Source organism: Natronomonas sp. (genome assembly GCF_036625485.1).
Lineage (GTDB): Archaea > Halobacteriota > Halobacteria > Halobacteriales > Haloarculaceae > Natronomonas.
In genome coordinates this window covers 1-20,849 of the sequence record NZ_JAZKTR010000027.1, presented here as the reverse complement: position 1 = coordinate 20,849, position 20,849 = coordinate 1, and the positions used below count along the sequence as shown (strand labels likewise).

Genomic DNA, 20,849 nt, shown 5'->3' with positions numbered 1-20,849 from the left:
CGTTGAACTCGTAGCCGTCGATGCGGTGGGCGAAGTACTCGACCATCTCGTTGCGTCGCATCTCACCGTCGACGACGACGTCGAGGCCTGCCCGAGCGTGTTCGTCGGTGATGAGACGGGCCGCGTCGTCGAGGGCCTCCTCGAGGTCGTCCTCGTCGAAGTCGTGTTCGTCGTCTTCGTTCAGTTCCTTCGCGCGGTTGAGCCACTTGGGCTTGGGGTAAGAGCCGACCACGGTCGTCAGCAGGAAGTGGTCGGTCGGGTGGTCGTCGGGGCGGAACTGTTCGCGGGTATCGGAAAGCAGGTTGGCAGTCATAGGGACACCTCCTCGGTGGCGTCGGCAAGCGCGTCCAGTTTCTCCTCGAACTTGTTCTGCGGGAGGTAGAACAGTTCGGTGTTACTACTCGCGTAGACGGTGTCGAACGCCTGGGCGGGGACGTTGTCGTCGACCCACTCGATGCGCTCGGCGATGTCTGCGGGGGATTCGACCAGCGTGTTCTGGCCGTCGACGACACCCAGCGCGATGGAGTCCTTTGTACCGTACTCCTGGATGTTGTAGAGGTTCGCCTCGTGGTCCGAAACGAAGTCGAATCCGATAGCGTCGACGTCGGCGTCCATCAGGTGGGCGTAGGGCTTCTCCGGAATGGCGCCCCAGTAGGTGTGGACGACGACCTCGGTGTCGACCGCGCTGGCGACGGTGTCGATGGCCTCGCTGGCGCGTTCGTCTTCGCCCTCGTCGGGGGCGTTCTCGACGAGCGAGGGTTCCAGCAGGAAGAGCGTCTCGACGCCATCGAAGGCGTCGGCCTCGCCGGCGAGGAACTCCGCGACGGCATCGAGGAACGCGGCATCGTCACCGTAGTACTCGTCGGTCGCGAGGTCGGCAAGCGAGTAGGGACCAGGCAGGACGGCCTGAGTCACGTCGTGGGCGGACGCGACCTCGTCGGCGACGTCCCCGTCGAACGTGAGGTCGCCCTCGACGACCGGCTCTCGGTAGAAGTTGTTGTTGTCGTAATAGCGGACGATACCGCGGGTGTCGACGTTATCGTGGACACACAGCGGGTGAGCGATCATGTCGTCCCACCGGAGTTGGCCTTCGACAACGCGGTCGAGACCTGCCTCGAGTTGTCGGTCGACGACTTCCTCGCGGGCGGTTGCGTAGGCGTCGACGATATCGCCCGACTCGTCGCCCGAAATGAGGTCGTCCTTCTGGTGGCCTTTCAGATCCGATAGGTCGTCCTTCGCCCAGTCCGGAAGCGGGAACAGACCGGGTGTCGTCGCAAGTACCTCTGTCATTACGTGCGGCTACGCCATGACGGCCTTTAATATTTCCTAATCAGGTATTCTTATGAGTAATCTCCAGTGTGACGAGTCGCTCGAAGGGGAACGATTCCTCGTCGATTTCGCGGGTTTCCATCCCCGCGTCATCGGCGAGTTCCGCGACGGCGTCGATGTCCGTCAGCGTGGAGACGAGCAGGTAGACGCGACCGGCCGGTCTGAGGGTACGCCCCACGTCGGCGAGGAACGGACGGATGACCCGGCGGCCGTCCTCACCGCCCGACAGCGCGTGTTCCAGCGGGTCGTCCCACTCCTCTTCGGGCGGGGTCGGCAGGTACGGTGGGTTGAAACAGACAACGTCGAAGCTATCCTGCGCGAAGGGGTCGGTGAGGTTCCCGCGGACGGCCTCGACGCCCTCCTCGCGGGCGCGACGGCAGGCCTCAGGGTTGATGTCGGAGCCGACGACGCGGGCGCCCGTTCCCTCGGCGATGCGAGCCGCGACGTAACCCGAACCCGTGCCGACCTCCAGGACGCGCTCGTCGGCATCGATACGGTCGACGACGGCGTCGGCCAACAGTCGGGAGTCCTCCGCAGGTTCGTACACCGTCGGCATCTCCCGTCGGTCCTGTAAGGTCACGCCTCTTCGTCCTCCGGTTCGTCGTCGGACTCGGTGGCGTCATCGCTGGCTCCGGCGTCGGCGCCGTCGGTTTCTTCGGCGGCGTCTCCGCGCTCTCCGCTACCCCCGTCGGCTTCGGTATCCTCCGAGTCGTCGTCATCCGCCTCGTCCTTGTCCTCGTCCTCTTGGTCGGGGCCGCCGTCGCCGCCGTACCGTTCCTCGACGGGTTCCTCGACGAGAGTCGCATCGTCGGCCTCGGAGACGCGTTCGACGGCTTCCTCGACGCGCTCGTCGTCCGCACGGGAGACCTGCCGGACGGCCTGCGTGACGTCTTTGTCCTTGAGGTCTGCGCCGCGTTCGAGGTCGCTGTCCGTCGAGACCCGGAGGCCGTCGGTATCCTCCCGACCCATGAGTTCGCGCTGGGGATAGGGGATCTTGATGTCCTCCTCGTCGAAAGCGTCCTTGACGGCCCGAATGACCTCGTTCTGGGCGCTGAGTTTCTGCTGGATTGTCGGGCGAGTGATCCAGTACCGCAGACGGAGGACGATAGCCGAATCCGAGAAGGAATCGAGGATGACGTCGGGGTTCGGGTTGGAAGCGACCGTTTCACAGTCCTCCATCGCGTCGGTCGCCACGGTCATCGCCGTCGCCATGTCGGTCTCGTAGTCGATGCCGACCTTCGTGACCAGCCGGAGGCGGTCGGTCTTCGAGTAGTTGACCACCTCGCTGTCGGTGACGCTATCGTTCGGAACGACGACGTGTTCCTCGTTGAACGTCCGGACCTGCGTGTTGTAGATCGTGATCTGGGTGACGATGCCCTCGCGGTCGCCGATCGAGACCCAGTCGCCGACCTCGAAGGGCCGGGCGAAAAGCAACACGAACCCGGCGAGGACGTCCGAGAGGGTCTTCCGGGCGGCAAACCCGACGATGATACCGATAGCGCCGGCCCCGAGCAGGATGTCGCCCCACGACAACTCCCAGAGGAACCAGATGAACGCGAAGGCGTTCAGAAAGAGGAATATCTGGACGAGATGGTGGACGAGTTCCCGCTGGTGTGGCGTCAGTTCGACGCGTCCGGAGCCGAACTTGATGAAGCGCTTGGTGATCCGGGTCAGCGTGTAGGTGACCGCGAGGACGACGAACGATACCAGAAGAAGGATCCCCCGCTCGGGGCTGAACCCGAACTCGCCGAACGTCTGGAGGAGCCGATTCGTCTGTCGCCAGACGGCGATGACGAACACGCTCACGAGGATGGCGCCGATGGTCCCCAACAGCGCGAGCAGTATCTCGACGCCGTCCTCGTCGTATCGGTCCTTCAGGGGCCGAGCGACGCGATAGAGCAACGCGATGAACAGGACGAAGCCGATTCCGGCGCCGATCGTTGCGGCGTACTGGGCGGTTCGGGTGTTGAACGCGAGCTGGATGCGATAGATGGCGCGCCAGTATATCTGGAGAAGGGTTAGTCCGAACATGGTAGCACGTCAACCGACTGATAGGGGGTGGTTGGAACGGGGGTGACAAGTTTTCGTCGGTGATCGGTAACGCCAGGCCGACGGCTCATGCGACGCGCTCGGCAATGCGCGCCAGTCGGGCGAACTCCGCCGGCGGCACGTTGCCCGCACGCTTGCTCATCAGTTCCTCACCGGCCTCCTCGACGACGGCGTCGGGATTTTCGATGCCCGAGATGTGGGTCGTGTTCCGCACGGCGTTCCGCATCGTCTTCCGACGCTGGGTGAAGACCGCACGAACCAGTTTCATGAAGGCCTCGTCGTCGGGTACCTCGTATTCGGGTTCTCGGGGCGTCGTCCGCACTACGGCGCTTTCGACCGCGGGCGGCGGCGAGAACGCTTCTTTCGGCACCGGCTCGACGACTTCGACCTCCGCGTAGTGGCCCGCAGTCACCGACAGCCGGCCGTACTCGTCGGTTCCCGACTCGGCGGCCATCCGCTCGGCGAACTCCTTCTGGAACATCAGCACGGTCGGTTTCCCCTCGGGCAACAGCCGGAAGGTGATCTCCGAGGAGACGCCGTAGGGCAGGTTCGAGACGGATGCCGTGAAGTCGGGGAGGTCGACGTCGAGTGCGTCGCCTTCGATGACGGTCAGGTCGCCGGCTTCGACTGCGTCGGCGAACTCCTCGCGGAGGAAGGCCGCGAGCGTCGGGTCACGTTCGATGACGGTGACCTCGTCGCCGACGTCCAGGAGGCGAGCGGTGAGGGCGCCCGTCCCGCCGCCGATCTCGAGGATATGGGAGGTGTCGGCGTCGTCGGGGAGGTAGCCCGGGAGCCTATCGAGGACGCGGTCGTCGACGAGGAAGTGCTGGTCGCGCTCCGGGTCGCCGCGCACGCCGGCGCGGGCCAGAAGCGCGTCGGGGTCGCGCATACCTGGCGGTAGCGGACGGCGCCGTATATCGTTCACCATTCGACTTCGGGAGAAAGCGTCGGTCGGCGTTACTCGGATTCGCGCCGGGCGAAGATCCGGTATTTGAGGTCCTCCTTCTGGAGTTCCTCGAGGATGCGTTCGACGAGTACCTCCCGGGGGTCGTGCAGGCCCGAGACGCGGTCCTCGATGTCCTCGAAGCTCTCGAACGGTTTGCGCTTGCGCGCATCGAGGACGTTGTTCCGCAGTTTCTTGCCGATGCCCGGAAGCAGGTTCAGCACGTGGAGCCGCGTCGTGATCGGCTGGGCGTCGTTGTAGAAGTCGACGAACCGCCCCTCGTCGGCATCGATTATCGTGTCGACCGCGTATTCGACCTCGGATTGGGCCGTACTCGAGAGGTCCTCGTAGTCGATGTCCGTGAGGTCCTTGATGCTCTCGCCCGGTGGATCGATCTGGACGCGGTCGCCGATATTGACGTGGGCGTCCTCGTCGAGCGCGATCTCGACGAGTCGGAAATCCGACTCGCCGAGCGCGAACGCCACCGGGGATTTCTGATACTGTGGGCGGTCGTCCTCGGGGCGCCCCCGAGGCATGTAGTCCAGAAGGACCGCCGTCGTAGGTTCGCCTTCGTCACCGGCGTTGCTCATACCATTGAGTACGGGAAGGCCGTATTTAAAACAGGTGCCGATTCAGGCGGTCGAAGGGAGGTCCGTGACCGGTCGAACCGACGGAGCGACCTCCGATACGGTGATCCCTAGAAAGCCGATACGAAACAGATACGGCCGACAGTTTCATACGGAGCGTTGTACCGATGTACCGGTCATCGCCAGTACGGAATCGGTGATAACCGATAGAAGACGACAACGGCCCGTATCAGGCGTACTTGACGACGATGTCGAGGACGTCGTCGAGTTCGTCGCCCGAAAGCGAGTAGCGTTCCTGTGCGAAGACCGAACGGAGTTCGTCGCGGTCCTCCGGAAGGAGGTCGGCGATCTTGTAGGCGGTCTTTTCGTCGATCTTCTCGAGTTCCAGCAGTTCCTCGACCAGTTCGAGCGATTCCTCGGCATCGAGAATCGAAAACCGGTTGACGTGCTCGATGGCACGCGCGAGCTCGTAGGGCATCTCCCGCTCCTCGTCGAGGGCGCGGTCGGCCTCGATGTCGGCGAGGACGTCCTTGGCCTCGGAGACGGTCATGAACTCCTCGTCGACGATTTCCTTGAAGATCGTCATTCCTTCTGACGGCGGAGGTGTGCGGGACTCGCGATGAGGGTCTTCTCGACGTTGCCGTCCTCGATGAGGACCTTGAACGCGCGACCCTGCTTGCCGGCGACCTCGCCGGTCCTGCCGTTGAAACGCGGGTGGAAGCGGCCGTCCGGGACGGAGGGGTCGATGTGGAGGTGGACCTTCTCGCCTTCGTCGTACTCCTCGATGGAGCGCTGCGGCGGGGAGGTGCCTCGCTCGCGGGCTTTGTTCTTGAGTTTGTTCCGGGTTGCCTTCCGCGGACCGTTGGAACTGGGCATTCTTGAAGAGACCTAATCAGGTGCGACACATAAAAGGTGCGTTCCGGCGGCGCTCCTTCCCCGTGTGCCCACGTGACGTGGACGACGGCCGCCGTGGTTCGCCTATATCGAGCTAATCAATATCAAAGTACGGGTTGGAAGGAACCGATATACGGGCGGCTACGCGGTCGGAGAACGCGGAGAAGGCGGCCGGGGTTATATCCGGCCGACTTCGTCGACGTCGACGCTCTCGACGCCGTCGACCTCGGCGAAGGCGTCCTCGACGGCGTCGGTTCCACCGGCTTCGTCGGGGATGATGACCGTCGGGAACATCGCGATCAGACCGAAAGCGACGTCCTCACGGTCGACGCGGCTGATCTTCGCGCCCTCGGGGAGGGCGTTCTCGAGTCGTTCCTGGAGGTCGTCGAGGTCGACCTCGGGGCTCTGCGGCATGACCTTCATCTTGGCGGCTACTTTTCCCATGTTTACGGACCCATGAACCCACAGTCGGGGCACTCGTAGAGGTTGCTCTGTTTGCGACACTTCGAACACCGGAAGATGAGATGCCCACAGTCCGGGCACTTGAACTTCGCGGCGCTGGTCCCGGAGATGTTGATCCCACAGGAGATGCACTTGCGTGCCCGCCGTTCGGAACTCTCGCTGCTCATACACCGTGGTCCGGCGCGCCGACATTTAACTCTTACATCTTACCTTTCCGCCCGCACGGAGCCGTATGAGAGAGGTTCGCTCGCGTTCGGACAGTCGAAGTAACCCGGTCCGAAAGCGCTATCGGGGGCGGTGGTACGCCGTTTCTGGAGTACTTACTAGCCGTGCTGCCGCCCGGCTACCTACCAGAATGACGGATTATCAACGCTGTTCGGGTTCAGTCCAGCTGTTCCGACGCTCCGAAAGGTACTCCCACAGCTCCATACAGCCGCAGCCGTCGCTTACCTCCTGATAATACGCCTCGAATTCCTCCTCGTCGAACGCTGTATCATTCATAAATAATTATCGGTTATTACTGCCAATAAGTGTGTTGGCTAGTAACACACCAAGAGGAAAACAGGGTGTCGAACGCTCCTATGGACGGTTGTACCCCGTCACCGGTGATAGCTGTCTCGGACGGGCGAATCCCCAGTAAACCGTCGTGGCCGTCGTATCAGGTGTCGCTTCGCTCGCCGACCTTGACGAGTTGCTTGCCGATTTTGGTCCCTTCGAAGAGATCGAAGAAGGCGTCAGGGGCGTTGTCGAGCCCCTCGACGACGTTCTCCTGGTACTCGACGTCACCCTGTGCGACCCAGGTCGCGAGTCGGCTCAGCGCCTCGCCCCAGCGGTCCTCGTAGTCTCGGACGAGCAGTCCCTCGACCCTCGCGCGCGCCTCGATGAGTTTGCCGAGTTTTCGCGGCCCGGTGGGTACCTCCGTGGCGTTGTACTGTGAGATCTGCCCGCAGACGGCCACGCGCGCTCGGACGTTCAACAGCGGCCAGACGGCGTCGGTGACGGGACCACCGACGTTGTCGAAGTAGACGTCGATGCCGTCCGGGCAGGCCTCACGGAGCGCGCTCGGTACGTCCGCTTCCTTGTAGTTGATGCCCTCGTCGAAGCCGACCGACTCCAGCCACTCGATCTTCTCGTCGGCGCCCGCGATGCCGACCACGTGACAGCCGTTCAGGTCGGCGATCTGGCCGACGACACTACCGACGGCCCCTGCCGCGGCGCTGACGACGACGGTATCGCCGGGTTTCGGCTCCGCGACGTCCGTCGTGCCGAAGTAGGCCGTCACGCCGGGCATTCCGAGGACGCCCAGCGCGGTCGATATCGGGCCGTGTTCGGGGTTTACCTTCCGGAGGTCACGTCCCTCGGCGACCGCGTAGTCGGCCCACTCCAATTGGCCGGTCACCACGTCGCCGTCCTCGAAGTCGGGGTGGTTCGATTCCTCGACTTCACCGACGACGCCGGCTTTCATCGTGTCGCCGACGTCCCACGGTTCGGCGTAGGATTCGGCATCGCGCATCCGGCCGCGCATATACGGGTCGACGGACATGTAGAGCGTTCGGACCAGTACTTCGTGGGGGCCCGGGTCGGGGACCTCGGTCTCGACCTGTTCGAAGTTCTCCATCGTCGGTTCGCCGGTCGGCCGGCTATCCAGCAGCCATTGGCGGTTCGTAGCCATGCCCCCGGCTTCACCCCCCGGTATCATAGGGTTCGGTCAATCGGTGGAGCCTTCCGGTATCGCCTCCTTCGCCCCGATATGGATGCGGTTCGTGAGGCGGCCCGTTCGCTCCGCGCGGAAGCCCACGCGACCAACGAGCGCCGACTGGTCGTCCTCGATGGCACCCGCGAGGCCGGTTACACGGCTACCGAGGCCGTCTGTGGCGCCGCCGACTGCCGGCCAGTCGTCCTCTCCGAACGAGACGGTATCGGCGTCTCGGCCCGCACGCTCCCGCCCAATCGCGCCGACGAACTCCTCGGGACGACCAACGACTGCGTGGTCGTCGACTGTCACGACGCGTGCCGACCGAACGCCATCGGCCGCGCGGCGGGCGCCGTCGACGGCGGCGGGCTGCTCGTCTTGCTCGCCCCGCCGCTGGATTCGTGGCCGGACCGACGGGACGACTTCGACGAGACGCTCGCCGTCCCCCCGTTCGGCCTCGACGACGTGGCCGGTGTCTTCCGCCGTCGCCTCGTCGACACCCTGCGTGCCCATCGCGGCATCGCCATCGTCGACGTCGACGCTGGTCTCGTTCGGGACGATGGCCTCACCGACCCCGCGCCGCGCTTCGCTCGCGAGGGGTTCGACCTCCCCGACGAGGCCGTCTTCCGCTCTGCCGTCTACGAACGCTGTCTGACCGCCGACCAGCGGGACGCCGTCGAGGCCTGCGAGGTGCTCCGCGAGGACGGCCAGGCGGTCGTTCTGGAGGCCGACCGCGGCCGCGGCAAATCCAGCGCCGCCGGCCTCGCCGCGGCCGCGCTGGCCGCCGAGGGCCGGGACATACTCGTCACCGCGCCCGGCTACCGCAACACAGCCGAACTCTTCGAACGCGCCAGCGAGGCGTTGGCGGCGCTCGACTGCCTCGCAGCCGACGAACGCGAGGGGAAGGGCCATCCCGAACTCCGAGCCGACGGTGGTGGCCGGATTCGCTATCGCAAACCTGCCGACGCCGTCGAGGAATCGGCGGACGTCCTCATCGTCGACGAGGCGGCCGCCCTTTCGGTCCGCATGCTCGAATCCTTGCTGTCGGTCGCGCCGAGTGCCTGCTTCGCGACGACCGTCCACGGCTACGAGGGTGCGGGCCGGGGCTTCGACGTGCGCTTCCGGGGCCGCCTCGACGAGAGCCACGAGGTGACCCTCCAGCGACTGGCCGACCCGATCCGATACGCCGCGCCGGACCCGATCGAGACGTGGCTCTTCCGGGCGCTCCTGCTGGATGCATCCCCGCCCGCCGACCAACTGGTCACGGCGGCGACACCCGAGACCGTCGCCTACGAACGGCTCGACCCCGCGGAACTGGTCGAGGACGAACCGCGCCTCCGGGAGACCTTCGGTCTGCTGGTCAACGCCCACTACCGGACCGAACCTGACGACCTCGCTCGCCTGCTGGACGCGCCGAACATCGCATTGCGGGCGCTGACCCACGACGGCCACGTCGTCGCCGTCGCCCTGCTGGCCCGCGAGGGGGGCCTCCCCGAGGAGACACGCGAGGCGATGTACGAGGGCGCGCGGGTCCGCGGCAACATGATTCCCGACGTGCTGACGAGTCAGGTGCGCGATATCGACGCCGCGGTTCCCGTCGGCCTGCGGGTGATGCGTATCGCGACCCACCACGCCGCCCGTTCTCGCGGTCTCGGTTCGCACCTGCTCGGCGCCATCGAATCGGAGTTCGATGCCGTCGGCGCCCGGTCGCCGCTCGGTCGATTCGAACCGGTCGACTACCTCGGCGTGGGCTACGGCGCGACACCCGACCTGCTGTCCTTCTGGCAGGCCAACGATTACGGGACGGTCCACCTCTCGACGACCCGCAACGACACCAGCGGCGAGTATTCGGCGGTCATGGTCCGACCGCTCTCCGAAACAGGGGCGGCCCTCGCCGAGCGCCACACCGACTGGTTCCTGCGGCGGATTCCCGACGTCCTCGCCGATGCACTCGACGACGCCGACCCGGATGTGGTACGCGAGGCGCTCCACGCCGCTGACGGCAGGGTTCGGCTGTCGCTGACCGACGACGAGTGGCGCCTCGTCGCCAGCGCAGCCTTCGGCCCCGGCCTTTACGACATCGCACCCGGCGGGTTCAGACGACTCGCCGTCCGGGCGCTGCTCGACGGTGCCTGCGAAGACGCCGCCGCCGAGCGCCTGCTCGTCCGGAAGGTACTGCAAGCCCGTCCGTGGAACGAGACGACCGACGACCTCGATTACGTCTCCGAGCGGGAGTGCATGCGCGCGCTCGGTGACGCGTTCCAGCCGCTGGTCGACCGGTACGGTACCGACCTCGCCCACGAGGAGGCCGACCGGTACCGATGACCCTTCGCTCTCGGAGGTGTCGGTCGTAGCCGTGCTCCCCATCGACCCGCTCTACGTGGCGCTTGCCCTGCTCGTCGCCGGCATCGCCGGCAGCTTCCTGCCGCTCGTTCCGGGCGCTGGGCTGTCGATGCTCGGCGTCGGCTACTACTGGTATGTGACCGGCGCGCCCGGAGCGTTCGGACTCGTCGTGCTGTTCGGCCTCGGGGTAGTTGCCCTCGCGTTCGACTGGGTTGGAGGTGCCCTCGCGGCAAACGTCGGCGGCGCGTCGACGCGGACGACCGCTATCGCGGCGGTGGTGACGCTGCCGCTGTTGCTCGTGCTCGGACCGTTGGGCTTGCTCGTCGGCGTGGCAGGAACCGTGTTCGCCCTCGAATACCGCCGCCACGACGACGTCGAATTGGCCCTTCGTGCGGCGGCCTACGCGACCATCGGCGTGCTGGCGTCGACGGCGATGCAAGTGGTGGTGACGACCGCGATGCTCGCGGTATTCCTGTTGGCCGTCTTCCTGTAGGGACCCAAACGGCTGTTAGGGAGCCCTGCCAAGAGCGAGTATGGAGTGTACGGAGGAGGGGTGTGAAAAGGAGGCGGCCGTCAGACTCCACATCCCGTGGGCCGAAAACAGGGTCGTCTGTGCGGCCCACGCGCGGTCGCTGGGCCGGCAGGACGGCGTCGTCGCGGACCCGCTGGAGGGCGGCGAACTCCTGTAACGGCTCCCTCATCCGCACCGCTGCGGCGAACCGTATCAGTCGGAGCCGCCGGATTCGCCCGCTAACTCGTGAAGGGGTGGATACGTCGGCGTCTCGATGCCACGTTCCTCGTAGGCTTCGAGCGCGCGGCGCGTCACCTCGGAACCGAACGCGAGTTCGTGGCGATGGTCCGAGACGTACGCCCGTCCCCGAACGGTTCGGTAGGCGATGTCGTCATCGATGCGGGCCGAGACGGGATGTGTCTCGTCGACGTAGACGTAGGCCGACGTTATCAGCGCCTCCTCCATGATATCCAGTGCGGCGTCGAGGTCCGCCGCGGGCGCCACGGCGATGTCGACGGTGACGAGCATCTCGGGACTGCCGTCGTTCGCGTTGGCGACGCTGGATTTGAACAGAGTATCGTTCGGCACGACGATTGCGGTGTCGTCAGGCGTTCGGAGTTTGGTCGCCCGGAGGCCGATATCGACCACCTCGCCGTAGTTGCCGTCGAGAGTCACCATGTCGCCGACCTGATAGGGGCTCTCGACGACGAGCAACAGGCCGCCGATGACGCTGCCCGCGAGGTCCTTCAGTCCGAACCCGATGGCGGCCCCGAGTAGCCCGGAGACCGCGAGCACCTGTGCGGCCGTCAGTTCCAGTATCGGGACGACCACGAGATACAGCGCCGTCGCGTAGACGAGCAGTTTCACGACGGGGACGAACATCATGATGGTGATGCGCCGAGAGGGGCTCCGTTCGGCGGTGGCCGAAAGCAGGAACGCCAGCGCCCTCGCGACCAGAAACGCCCCGACGAAGGCGACGACGACGCTCGCGAGCGTTCCCGCGTCGATGAAGGCTTCGACCTCCTCGACTTGCTGTGTCTGTACTATCACCAGCGAGCCGTCTCGGAACACGATTAGAGGACCCTCCACTGTTCGGTTACGGCGACCGCCGCCGGCACGCCGACCGGGTCGAGGCTGACGGTCCCGTCGGCCCGCGTGACGATATCGGCGCGGTCGAGTCGGCCGAGCGGCCGTTCGAGGGCGTTCCCGAACCGGTCGGCGAGCGCCCGTTCGTCGACGACACCCTGCGATAGCACGATGCGGAGCAGGAACGCACCCCGATGGTCGAGATCGACCGTCGGCGAGTCGACGTCGCTCGGTCGCATCTCGCCGCCGGAGCGGCCCCGCTCCCACAGCGCGAGCGCCACGCCGGGGTTCCCGTCGGCAGCATCGGTGAGGCGATTGAAGACGGCCGTCTCGGGCTCGACCGCCGCCTCGAAGAGCGTGCGAAGTCGGTCGCGGTCGACGACCGGAACCGGCACGGTCAGGCCGCCGTTGCCGACCGACCGCTCTTTCACCGTGAGGAGGTCGTTGTCCGGGTCGTCATGTCGGAACGTCGGCAGTGTGGCCGATTGTTCCCGGACGAACGATGCGAGTTCGTCGGACGGCAGTTTCCGCACTGAAAACACGTGAGCAAACACGTCCTCGACGTGCCGGACCGCGTCGAGGTACGACCACGCGTGGGCGTTCCAGCCGGTGACGACAGGCGTCGAGATACCGGCGAGCGCGTCGAGTGCGTCCGTCAGCGGTTCGAAGCCGCCAACCCGTCGGTCGTAGAGGTGCTGGCAGTCGTCGACGACGAGCGGCCCCTCTCCGATGGGCGTCTCGTGGTCCGCCGACGGGTCGAGTCGTGTGGAGGTCACATCGAGGATGTCCGCCGCGTGTTCGAGAACCCGGCGACGGCCAGCAAAGGGTGCGCCGACGACCGCAATCGGACCCCCACCGGCTTCGAGCGCCGTCTCGAAGCCCTCGATGTCCTCGAGCAGAGCGGCGGCATCGAGGTCCGACAGGGCTGTCGGCATCGCACTCATCGCGTTCGCTCCTCGTCCATGTGCTACTGCATGCCGGGGGTCAATAAAAAAGCGAGGCCCCCCTAGGCGAGCGTCTTCGCCATCATCACTTCGTCGACGTACTCGCCGGCGATCTTGTAGTGGTCCTTCCGGGTGGCTTCGGTTTCCCACCCCCGCGAACCGAGGAACTCGATGGCGTCCTCGTTGATCGACGGAACGCTGTTGTAGATCTTCTCGAAATCGTTGTCGAGGGCCCAGTCGACGCCGTGGTCCAGCAGTTTCGAGCCGATGCCGTGGCCACGATACTCGTCGATGACGCCGACGGTCAACTCGGCGGTGTGTTCGAGTTTCTCGATCTCGGGCGCGTTAATGTGGACCCACCCGACGACGTCGCCGTGGATCGTGGCGACGAAGAAGACCCGTTTTTGAAGATCGTTGTGCCGAAGCAGGACGTTCTCGCTTTCGACGATGTCGGCGACGGTTTCGCCCTCGATGTAGGTCTTATCGGAGATGGCCTCCCGGATCGCGCCGACGAGGCCGGTCAGGTCGTCCTCCCGGGCCTGTCGAATCGTCACCTCCAGTCCCTCGTCGACGTAGGTCTCCTCGGTTTCGTCCTCGAAGGCCACGCGGAGTTCGTCGTCCTCGCGGGAGAGGATACCGTCCCGACGGAGAACCGCCACGTGATGGCCGAACGCTTCCGGGCTCATGTCTAGAGACTGCCGGGCGTCCTCGTAGTCGACGGTCCCGTACCGCTCGATGTACTCGTAGATGTCTTTGCGGTCCCGGTGGCTGAATTCGAGCTCGTCGGAAAACTGCATGTTACCCGATAACACTGACCAATATAAAAAGATTGCCGCCACCGTGGCTGTTATGACTCAGAATGTCGACTCTGTTGAAACCACGCTTCCTCTCGGTCTCGATCGGGGATGCCCGTGAGCAGGAGAGCGCTTTCGCGGATGCTGTGGGTGTCGACGACGAGTTCAGCGACCTCCCGGACGGTGAATACCCCATCGAGGTTGGCACCGTAGCAGGCCGCATACAGTTCGAGCCAGTCGTTGAGCGCCTGCTCCAGCAGGACGAACTCGGCGTCGGTGAACCGAACCATCTCGCCGGTTCGCGCATCGATGTAGAGTGCAACGACCTCCCCGACGCCTTCGGTCAGGTACCTCATTGCCGCCTCCTCATCGGGTGGATTGGAAGGCGGCTCGAAGTCCTCCCTGTCCCGACGAGCGCGTTCGGCCAGCGTCTCTATACGTTCGGAAACGTCGGTCATCCGTCCTTGAACTCGACTCCCTTGCCACCCGGTGGGTGGTCCCAGTCGGTGTCGGCGACGATGGCACAGGTTCCGCATTCGACACACGGCTGGGTGTCGAGGCTGACGACTTGCTCCTCACCACCGTTCCGCTTGACCGTCTCACTTCGGTAACAGCCACCGCCGAAATCTTCGGCACTGACGGGGCAGGCTGTCACTGCGGTACCGCTGGCCTCGTAGCTGTTGTCGAGCAGTTCGATGTGCGGGTCGTCGACGTCGTAGGTGAGTTCACCGATACGGTCGCCGAGGTTCGGCGGTTCGATGGTGTTTTCGGCATCGACCCGCTCGCCGAGTACCTCCCCGACGACACGCGGCACCGTCACATACGACGTCCGGGTGTCAGGTATCATCCCGAGGAGGAACGGCGAATTGAACGCGCGTTCGATGGCCCCGTCGAAGAGCTTCACGCCCGCCCGTCCGACACGGGAATCGACGAGCCCGCTCCCGACTTTCGTCACGAGGTCGCTCTCGGAGAGCGTCCGGCTCAGTCGGTAGCGCCTCGGTCTGAGCTTGGCCATCACACCCTCGTCGACGAGCTTCTTCTCGTAGAGCTCGCCGGCGACATCGGTGTCACCGCGGCTTTTCGCCTCGGCGAACGCTTCGGCTGCGAGGCCGCCCGCGGTGACCGCATGGTTCATCCCCTTGATGATGGGGCCCTGTGCCTGCATCTGGCCGGCCGCGTCCCCGACCAGCATCAGTCGACCCTGATGTGGCGACGGATGAGCCGCCTTCTTCGAATCGGGGACGAGTTTCGCCGAGTACTCCCGCTCGTGGTACTCGCCTTCGAACCACTGGTCGAGCAGTGGATGGGTCAACAGTGCGTCCAGCAGTTCGTGCGGTTCGGCCCGCTTCTCTGCGAGCGAATCCAGGTGGAATACCGTCCCGATAGACAGCGATTCCTCGTTGGTATAGAGGAAGCCGCCGCCCCGGACACCCTCGAAGAGGTCTCCCGAGAACAGGTGGGCGACGCCGTCGTCGGGGGCCACGTCGAACCGTTCGTTGATGGCGTCGGGCTCCATGTCGACGACCGCCTTGACGCCCTGGAAGTACTCGTCGGGTTCCTCGTAATCCATCAGGCCCGCGTCACGGGCCAACTCCGAGTTGACGCCGTCGGCCGCGATTATCACGTCCGCCGTTATGGGATCGAGTTCGTCGCAGGTGACGCCGACGATCTCGCCTCCCTCTCTGAGAAGGCCGTTCACCCGCACCTCCGTCAGCAGACCGCCGCCGGTCTCGCTGCACTTCTCGTGGACGCGCTCTGCGAGCCACGAGTCCATCTTCCGGCGGAGCACCGCGTCACACCACTCCGTGTCGTGGTGGTGGATATCCGAGAGGTCGAACGTCTTGACCTTCTCGCCGGCGAGGTTGTGGATGTAGTAGTCCGAGATGGGGCGTTCAGCAGCTTCCTCGCGGAAGCCGTCGAACAATCGGTCGATGGTGTAGGGCGCTGATTCCTCGGCATAGATGAGGCCGCCGGAGACGTTCTTCGAGCCGGCGTCGACACCCCGTTCGAGGACGAGGGTCTCGACGCCCTGTTCGGCCAGCGTCGCGGCCGCCGCGGCCCCTCCGGGCCCGGCACCGACCACGACTGCCTCGAAATGCTCGTAGTCGTCAGTCATCGCTCACCTCCGCGACCGCACCGGCGAGCTCGCCCTCTTCTAGCGCCTCGATCATCCGGGGGAGGACCTCGAAGAGATCGCCCTCGATGAAGTAATCCGAAAACTCCCGAATGTCGGCGTCCGGGTTGGTGTTGATGGAGATGATGGTGTCGGACTCGTCCATCCCGACCTTGTGTTGGACCGCTCCGGAGATGCCGGCGGCGATGTACAGATCCGGTTCGACGACCTGTCCGGATTCGCCGATCTGCCGTTCTTCGGCGACGTAATCATCGACGTGGCCATCGAACTCGTAGGAGGCAGTGATGACGCCACGGGAGAGTCCGAGGTCGGCCTCCTCGAAGGCGTCGACCAGTTCGAGTCCGAGTTCCATTCCTCGTGTCGGTTCATCGCCGATGCCCCGCCCGAGAGCGACGACGACCTCGTTGTCGGTCAGGTCGACACCGCCTTCGAGCTGGTCGTACTCGATAACCTCGACGTGGAACCACTCGTCGGGAAGGTCCATCCCGTGTTCGACGATTTCGCCCTCCCGTTCGGCGTCCGGTTCGGGTAGGTCGAAGGCCCCAGGAATGACGCTGGCACCCTGTGGGTGGAAGTCTCGGTGTGGTTTGTCGATACAGAGAATCGTCGAATACTCGAACCCGGAGAAGTCGGGACGGGGCATGTGCAGGACGCGGCCGAACTCCTTGGATTCGCCCGGCGTCCCGGTTTTCGCGGGGTTCGAGATGTTCGCAGTGTCGATATAGAGGTCCGAACAGTCCGACGCAAGCCCCGAATCGAGCTCGGCCTGGACGAGCGCCGAGAGGTCCCGACCGTTGTTCGTCGCCGGGAAGACGTTGTACCGTGGCTCGTGGTAATCACGCCACTCGAATTCGGCGTCACGGCACATATGGCAGAAGATCTCCGTGTACGGCTTGTGTCGGAACCGGGCCAGGCGCTCGTCCTCGTGGTAGACGACGCGGTCGGCACCGTAGGCGATGGCCTCCTCGGCGAGGTCGGCGATGCCGTCGCCGATGAGAACGGCGACGACCTGCTCGTCCTCGCCGTACTCGTCGTTGTAGCCATCCATCAACTCACGGGCCTTTCCGAGCATCTCCTTCGAGACGTCGATGAGTTCACCCTGCTGTGTCTCACAGTAGACCCACATATCTCGGTATTCGCCGTCGACAGTTCCCTCCACCCACCGCTTCTCCGAGGTCGGATGGTCGAGGTCGGGATACTTCTCCTCCGGTGGAACGTACTCGACTTCCGTTTCTTCGGCGTCCTCGTCTTCGGTCAGATTGTCGATTCGACTCTCGATCTGTGAGATGGCCGATTTGCGTTCCTTTCCATCGCGTTCGCGGTCGAGGAGATCCTCGAGGACATCCACATCCTCGATGCCCCGTACCATGTTCGCGATATCGGCAACAGTCAACTCCGCCAGATCAGCCTCCCCGGGGTCGACCGCCTCATCATCCTCGGAGAGCGTGTCGATGCGCCCCTCGATGAGCGTCTTCACCGGCTGGCGGTCCTCGCCGGACGCCTCGAGTTCGAGCATCTCCTCTAGCTCGTCGACGTCCTCGACGTCCTTGATCTTCGGTCCGAGCTCCGCGATTTCGTACTCCGTAGGATCTATCGATACCATGATCAGTCACCTGCCGCGTACGGCTGCATCTCTTCGAGTACGTCCATCATTCCGTCCTCATCGTCGGGTGTGACGGTCGTCGCCTCCCGCTCGGAGGGCGCCTTCGGAATCGGGTCGACGCCCGCGACGATGGTCGGCGAGCCATCCAGCCCGATGTAGTCGGGGTCGAGATTGAGGTCCTCGTGGTCCCACATCGTGACCAGGTCCTCGTAGTTCTCTGCCCGCTCTTTCGTCTCAGCACGCAGTTCCTTGTGCTTGAGCCGGTGTGCTGCCATCCGGTAGCTCGGTTCGAACTCCGGGTCCGTAACGACGAACGCCGGGAGGTCGGCCTCGACCGTCTCTATCTCCTCGACGTCACCCTCGACGAGCCGTTTCGCCCGGAGTCGCCCCTCGTCTTCGTCGATGTCGAGCGCGACGACGTGTGTTATCAGTGGCCGGCCAAGACACCAGTTCGTCTGCGGTCCGGTATGGCCGGTCTCGCCGTCCGCTGTTTTGAACCCGGCGAATATGATGTCCGGTTCGTTCTCGAGTTTCTCGATACCGGTCGCGACGGTCATCGAGGTCGCCCAGGTGTCGGCAGCGCCCATCTCACGGTCCGAGAGTAGATATAGGTCGTCAGCGTAGACGTCACGCATTCCCTCCTGGAGTACCTCCTTGTAGCCGGGCGGACCCATACTCATCAGCGTGACATCACCGCCGTGACGGACCTTCGTCTGCAAGGCCGCACGCAACGCGAACTTGTCGTTCGGATTCATCACCGTCGGCGTCTTCCCGCGTTCGAGGTGGCCGTCTTCGTCGAAAGAGACCTTTCCTTCACGGAAGTCGGGAACGCCTTTCGTCAACACAAGTGTGTCTATTGTCATCGTTTCCCTATGGTGACCACAGCAACCCACCCTAATAGTTTTTAGCACGACAACGGGCTAAAATCGGGTTGCGAACCGCTGTTCACCGACGAGTCGGTCCTTCGAAAAGGGGGCCGTTACGTCCGGCCGGCGCGACCGGGGTCGACGTCGATGGCGTCGACCGGACAGACGTCGACACAGAGCATACAGTCGATACACTGGTCCTCGTGGGTCGGGTCGGCCTTGATCTCGCTTTCGGGGTGGCCGGGCGTGTCGACCCACTCGAAGACGTCGACCGGGCAGTCCTCCAGGCACGCGCCGTCTGCGATGCAGATGTCGAAGTCCACGGCGACGTGTGTCCCGTGGATTCCCTGCTTCTCGTCGGTCGTGTCCTCGCCATCGGGCGTCCAGACGCGGTGGGCCTCGTGGCGATCGACTTCCTCGTAGGTGGTCTCGAACTCCGGATCGATTGCCATGGTATCTGTATCCGTGTCGGCGAGGGACTTAAATCTTCGAATTCAGCTGTGGGCGAAGTACACGACGGCCGACCCGTCGCCGCTTGCCGGCGCGTCGACGCGGACGAACCCGACGCGCTCGAACTGGACCACCGCGTCGGCCCCGTAGTCGGCGAGGCCGGGTTCTGCGTAGCCTGCCACGTCGCCGTCGGTCGTCCGCATCCGGACGGGGACGTTCCTGTCTGCGGGGGCCCAGTGGATCACAGGCACGTCGCCCCCCCGGACGACGTCGATATCGTCGCCGGTGTACTGGAAGGCGTCACGCGTGTGCCGGACACAGCCATAGCCCTTGAGCCAGGCCCGCTCGCCGTGGTCAGGCAGGTCCTCCGACTCGACGAGGACGCCGCGCTCGACCGGAATCTCTCGGGTCCCGCGCTCCTCGTGGTCGGGGTGGACCGGCGGCTCGCCGGCGTCCGGTCCGCCCAGCACCTGCCGCTCGACGGCGCCGCCCCCGCGGTCGGGGTCGTCCCTGACGAAGAAGGCGCGGTCGGCCTCGTCGTCGATCAGATCGCGGTTGTTGGCGTAGATGCTCGACATCGCGAGTTCGACGTTCGAGGTCGAGGTGCCGAGTTCGACCATCGACTCGACGATGGCCTCGCCCCGGATTCCCCGTCGCCGGAGGCTGGCGACCGTCGGCGCGCGCGGGTCGTCCCAGCCGTCGAGTTCGCCCTCCGCGATGAGTTCCTTGATCGTCGAGGTGGACATCTTGACGTCGTAGGCGTCGATCTGGACGTGGCCCCAGTGCAGCACCTCGGGGTACTCCCAGTCGAAGTAGTCGTAGACGAATCCCTGGCGCTTGGCGGAGTCCTGCAGGTCGATGCCACGGATGATGTGGGTGATACCGAAGAGGTGGTCGTCGATGCCGGACTGGAAGTCGAGCATCGGCCAGCAGCGGTATTCGGCGGCCTCCTCGCGCGGATGCGGCGTATCGACCATCCGGAAGGCGACCCAGTCCCGGAGAGCAGGGTTCTTGTGCTCGATGTCGGTACGGACCCGCAGGACGATTTCGCCCGAGGAGTAGTCGCCGTCGACCATCGACTCGAACTCCTCCAGCGTCGTCTCTACGTCCTTGTCGCGGTGCGGACAGGGTTCGGCGTCGTTCTTCAGGTCGGAGAACTCCTCGCCGCTACAGGTGCAGGTGTAGGCGCCGCCTTTCTCGATGAGTTCGCGCGCGTACTCGTAGTACGTCTCGACGCGGTCGGAGGCCTTGACGACCTCGTCGGGTTCGAAGCCGAGGTAGTCGATGGCGTCGAGAATCTCGTCGTAGGCACCGAGGTCCGGCCGTTTGGTCTCGGGGTCGGTATCGTCGAACCGACACAGCATCCAGCCGTCGTACATCTCCTTGTAGGTCCCGATGACGGAGGGCATGCGGGCGCTGCCGAGATGCCACGGGCCGTTGGGGTTCGGCGCCATCCGCATCCGAACCTCGTCGTATGCCTCTACGTTCGGGAGGTCGGGAAGGGGCTGGTCGTCCTCCTCGTCTTCGGCCTCCAGTTCCTCGACTTGCTCGGGGGCCAGTTCCGCGAGGCGCTCGCGTTTCTCCTCGGCCGAGAGGCCGTTGACGCGGTTGATAACGGGCGAGATGATGCCGGGAATCTCGTCGCCGTGCTCGCGGAACTCGGGGTTCTCGCCCATCAGCGGCCCCATGATCGCGCCGACCTGTGCATCGCTGTCGTGTTTGAGCGCGTTGAACAGCGCGGCCACCTCGGCCTCGCGTTCGATACGCTCACGGAGGTCGTCGTCCATTATCGGGACCTACCGCGGGGAGGGTCAAAACCTACCGGGATTCCGACCGGCGGAAAGCCAGCCGCGCGGCCGACCGATTACTCCTGACCGACCCGCCGTTCCTCGTCGTCCCAGTAGCGCTCGCGGAGTTCGTACTTCTGGACCTTGCCGGTCGCCGTCTCCGGGAAGTCGTCGACGAAGTCGACGCTCGTCGGCGCCTTGTAGCTCGCCAGTCGACCCTTGACGAACTCGATGAGTTCGTCTTCGGTCAGGTCGGCGCCGGGACGCTCGACGACAATTGCCTTGGGGGTTTCACCCCATTTCTCGCTCGGCACCGGAATGACGGCGGCTTTCATCACGTCCTCGTGGTCGTAGAGGGCGTCCTCGACCTCGAT

The 20,849-nt window shown here is 64.8% G+C and carries 24 protein-coding genes and 1 pseudogene; 3 read left to right on the top strand and 22 right to left on the bottom strand.

Annotated features, from left to right (window positions below):
• The 12 genes and pseudogenes from V5A53_RS04620 to V5A53_RS04565 form a co-directional block, all read right to left on the bottom strand.
• Positions 1 to 313: pseudogene (locus V5A53_RS04620) on the bottom strand (methionine synthase); the annotation flags it as partial.
• On the bottom strand, positions 310 to 1,290 hold the full coding sequence (locus tag V5A53_RS04615; RefSeq protein WP_332312403.1) for a methionine synthase: 981 nt from the start codon (positions 1,288 to 1,290) through the stop codon (positions 310 to 312). The gene V5A53_RS04615 and the pseudogene V5A53_RS04620, both read right to left, overlap by 4 nt.
• Before the next feature lie 40 nt (positions 1,291 to 1,330).
• The gene (locus V5A53_RS04610) at positions 1,331 to 1,909 is read right to left on the bottom strand and encodes a HemK2/MTQ2 family protein methyltransferase (RefSeq protein WP_332312402.1); all 579 of its coding nucleotides are present in this window, start codon (positions 1,907 to 1,909) and stop codon (positions 1,331 to 1,333) included.
• Positions 1,906 to 3,360: a mechanosensitive ion channel family protein gene (locus V5A53_RS04605; protein WP_332312401.1), complete on the bottom strand. Its 1,455-nt coding sequence runs from the start codon at positions 3,358 to 3,360 to the stop codon at positions 1,906 to 1,908. The genes V5A53_RS04610 and V5A53_RS04605 overlap by 4 nt, the downstream gene beginning before the upstream one ends.
• A gap of 85 nt (positions 3,361 to 3,445) precedes the next feature.
• On the bottom strand, positions 3,446 to 4,267 hold the full coding sequence (locus V5A53_RS04600) for a 16S ribosomal RNA methyltransferase A (protein WP_332312400.1): 822 nt from the start codon (positions 4,265 to 4,267) through the stop codon (positions 3,446 to 3,448).
• A gap of 68 nt (positions 4,268 to 4,335) precedes the next feature.
• Entirely contained in the window at positions 4,336 to 4,911 is a 576-nt protein-coding gene (locus tag V5A53_RS04595) for a DUF655 domain-containing protein (RefSeq protein ID WP_332312399.1), read from the bottom strand.
• A 226-nt stretch (positions 4,912 to 5,137) separates the two neighbouring features.
• Positions 5,138 to 5,494, bottom strand: a complete 357-nt coding sequence (locus tag V5A53_RS04590; protein ID WP_332312398.1) for an RNA polymerase Rpb4 family protein — start codon at positions 5,492 to 5,494, stop codon at positions 5,138 to 5,140.
• Positions 5,491 to 5,784 (bottom strand): 50S ribosomal protein L21e, encoded by a 294-nt coding sequence (locus tag V5A53_RS04585; protein WP_332312397.1) that lies wholly within the window; start codon positions 5,782 to 5,784, stop codon positions 5,491 to 5,493. Before V5A53_RS04585 ends, V5A53_RS04590 begins: the two co-directional genes overlap by 4 nt.
• Before the next feature lie 195 nt (positions 5,785 to 5,979).
• A complete protein-coding gene (locus V5A53_RS04580; protein ID WP_332312396.1) occupies positions 5,980 to 6,246 on the bottom strand; it encodes an elongation factor 1-beta in 267 nt (88 codons plus the stop codon).
• Between the two features lie 2 nt (positions 6,247 to 6,248).
• Complete coding sequence (locus tag V5A53_RS04575) at positions 6,249 to 6,431, bottom strand: HVO_2753 family zinc finger protein (protein WP_178288608.1); 183 nt, start codon at positions 6,429 to 6,431, stop codon at positions 6,249 to 6,251.
• A gap of 199 nt (positions 6,432 to 6,630) precedes the next feature.
• Positions 6,631 to 6,765 (bottom strand): hypothetical protein, encoded by a 135-nt coding sequence (locus V5A53_RS04570; protein WP_332312395.1) that lies wholly within the window; start codon positions 6,763 to 6,765, stop codon positions 6,631 to 6,633.
• Between the two features lie 157 nt (positions 6,766 to 6,922).
• Positions 6,923 to 7,936 carry an NADP-dependent oxidoreductase gene (locus V5A53_RS04565; RefSeq protein ID WP_332312394.1) on the bottom strand — a complete coding sequence of 338 codons (1,014 nt, stop codon included), beginning with the start codon at positions 7,934 to 7,936 and terminating at the stop codon, positions 6,923 to 6,925.
• Positions 7,937 to 8,014: 78 nt separating this feature from the next.
• Here V5A53_RS04565 and tmcA point away from each other — a divergent pair, with 78 nt between their 5' ends.
• The 3 genes from tmcA to V5A53_RS04550 are packed head-to-tail and all read left to right on the top strand — an operon-like array spanning position 8,015 to position 10,989.
• Positions 8,015 to 10,282 (top strand): tRNA(Met) cytidine acetyltransferase TmcA, encoded by a 2,268-nt coding sequence (tmcA, locus tag V5A53_RS04560; RefSeq protein WP_332312393.1) that lies wholly within the window; start codon positions 8,015 to 8,017, stop codon positions 10,280 to 10,282.
• A gap of 31 nt (positions 10,283 to 10,313) precedes the next feature.
• Positions 10,314 to 10,793, top strand: a complete 480-nt coding sequence (locus V5A53_RS04555) for a DUF456 domain-containing protein (RefSeq protein WP_332312392.1) — start codon at positions 10,314 to 10,316, stop codon at positions 10,791 to 10,793.
• A 40-nt stretch (positions 10,794 to 10,833) separates the two neighbouring features.
• Positions 10,834 to 10,989 carry a hypothetical protein gene (locus tag V5A53_RS04550; RefSeq protein ID WP_332312391.1) on the top strand — a complete coding sequence of 52 codons (156 nt, stop codon included), beginning with the start codon at positions 10,834 to 10,836 and terminating at the stop codon, positions 10,987 to 10,989.
• Positions 10,990 to 11,024: 35 nt separating this feature from the next.
• Here V5A53_RS04550 and V5A53_RS04545 read toward each other — a convergent pair whose 3' ends face one another.
• The 10 genes from V5A53_RS04545 to V5A53_RS04500 all read right to left on the bottom strand — a co-directional run.
• Positions 11,025 to 11,861 carry a mechanosensitive ion channel family protein gene (locus V5A53_RS04545; RefSeq protein ID WP_332312390.1) on the bottom strand — a complete coding sequence of 279 codons (837 nt, stop codon included), beginning with the start codon at positions 11,859 to 11,861 and terminating at the stop codon, positions 11,025 to 11,027.
• A 23-nt stretch (positions 11,862 to 11,884) separates the two neighbouring features.
• A complete protein-coding gene (locus V5A53_RS04540; RefSeq protein ID WP_332312389.1) occupies positions 11,885 to 12,841 on the bottom strand; it encodes a hypothetical protein in 957 nt (318 codons plus the stop codon).
• A 62-nt stretch (positions 12,842 to 12,903) separates the two neighbouring features.
• Positions 12,904 to 13,638 carry a GNAT family N-acetyltransferase gene (locus V5A53_RS04535; protein WP_332312388.1) on the bottom strand — a complete coding sequence of 245 codons (735 nt, stop codon included), beginning with the start codon at positions 13,636 to 13,638 and terminating at the stop codon, positions 12,904 to 12,906.
• Between the two features lie 50 nt (positions 13,639 to 13,688).
• The gene (locus V5A53_RS04530) at positions 13,689 to 14,093 is read right to left on the bottom strand and encodes a hypothetical protein (RefSeq protein WP_332312387.1); all 405 of its coding nucleotides are present in this window, start codon (positions 14,091 to 14,093) and stop codon (positions 13,689 to 13,691) included.
• Positions 14,090 to 15,751 carry an FAD-dependent monooxygenase gene (locus V5A53_RS04525; RefSeq protein WP_332312386.1) on the bottom strand — a complete coding sequence of 554 codons (1,662 nt, stop codon included), beginning with the start codon at positions 15,749 to 15,751 and terminating at the stop codon, positions 14,090 to 14,092. Before V5A53_RS04525 ends, V5A53_RS04530 begins: the two co-directional genes overlap by 4 nt.
• Positions 15,744 to 17,372, bottom strand: coding sequence for an electron transfer flavoprotein subunit alpha/FixB family protein (locus V5A53_RS04520; RefSeq protein WP_332312385.1), 1,629 nt, complete (start codon positions 17,370 to 17,372; stop codon positions 15,744 to 15,746). Before V5A53_RS04520 ends, V5A53_RS04525 begins: the two co-directional genes overlap by 8 nt.
• Positions 17,373 to 17,374: 2 nt before the next feature.
• Positions 17,375 to 18,229 (bottom strand): electron transfer flavoprotein subunit beta/FixA family protein, encoded by an 855-nt coding sequence (locus V5A53_RS04515; RefSeq protein ID WP_332312404.1) that lies wholly within the window; start codon positions 18,227 to 18,229, stop codon positions 17,375 to 17,377.
• A gap of 122 nt (positions 18,230 to 18,351) precedes the next feature.
• A complete protein-coding gene (locus V5A53_RS04510) occupies positions 18,352 to 18,690 on the bottom strand; it encodes a 4Fe-4S dicluster domain-containing protein (RefSeq protein WP_332312384.1) in 339 nt (112 codons plus the stop codon).
• A 42-nt stretch (positions 18,691 to 18,732) separates the two neighbouring features.
• Positions 18,733 to 20,475, bottom strand: a complete 1,743-nt coding sequence (locus tag V5A53_RS04505) for a glutamate--tRNA ligase (protein ID WP_332312383.1) — start codon at positions 20,473 to 20,475, stop codon at positions 18,733 to 18,735.
• Positions 20,476 to 20,552: 77 nt separating this feature from the next.
• A partial coding sequence (locus V5A53_RS04500) for an AMP-binding enzyme (protein ID WP_442928675.1) occupies positions 20,553 to 20,849 on the bottom strand: 297 nt, incomplete at its 5' end.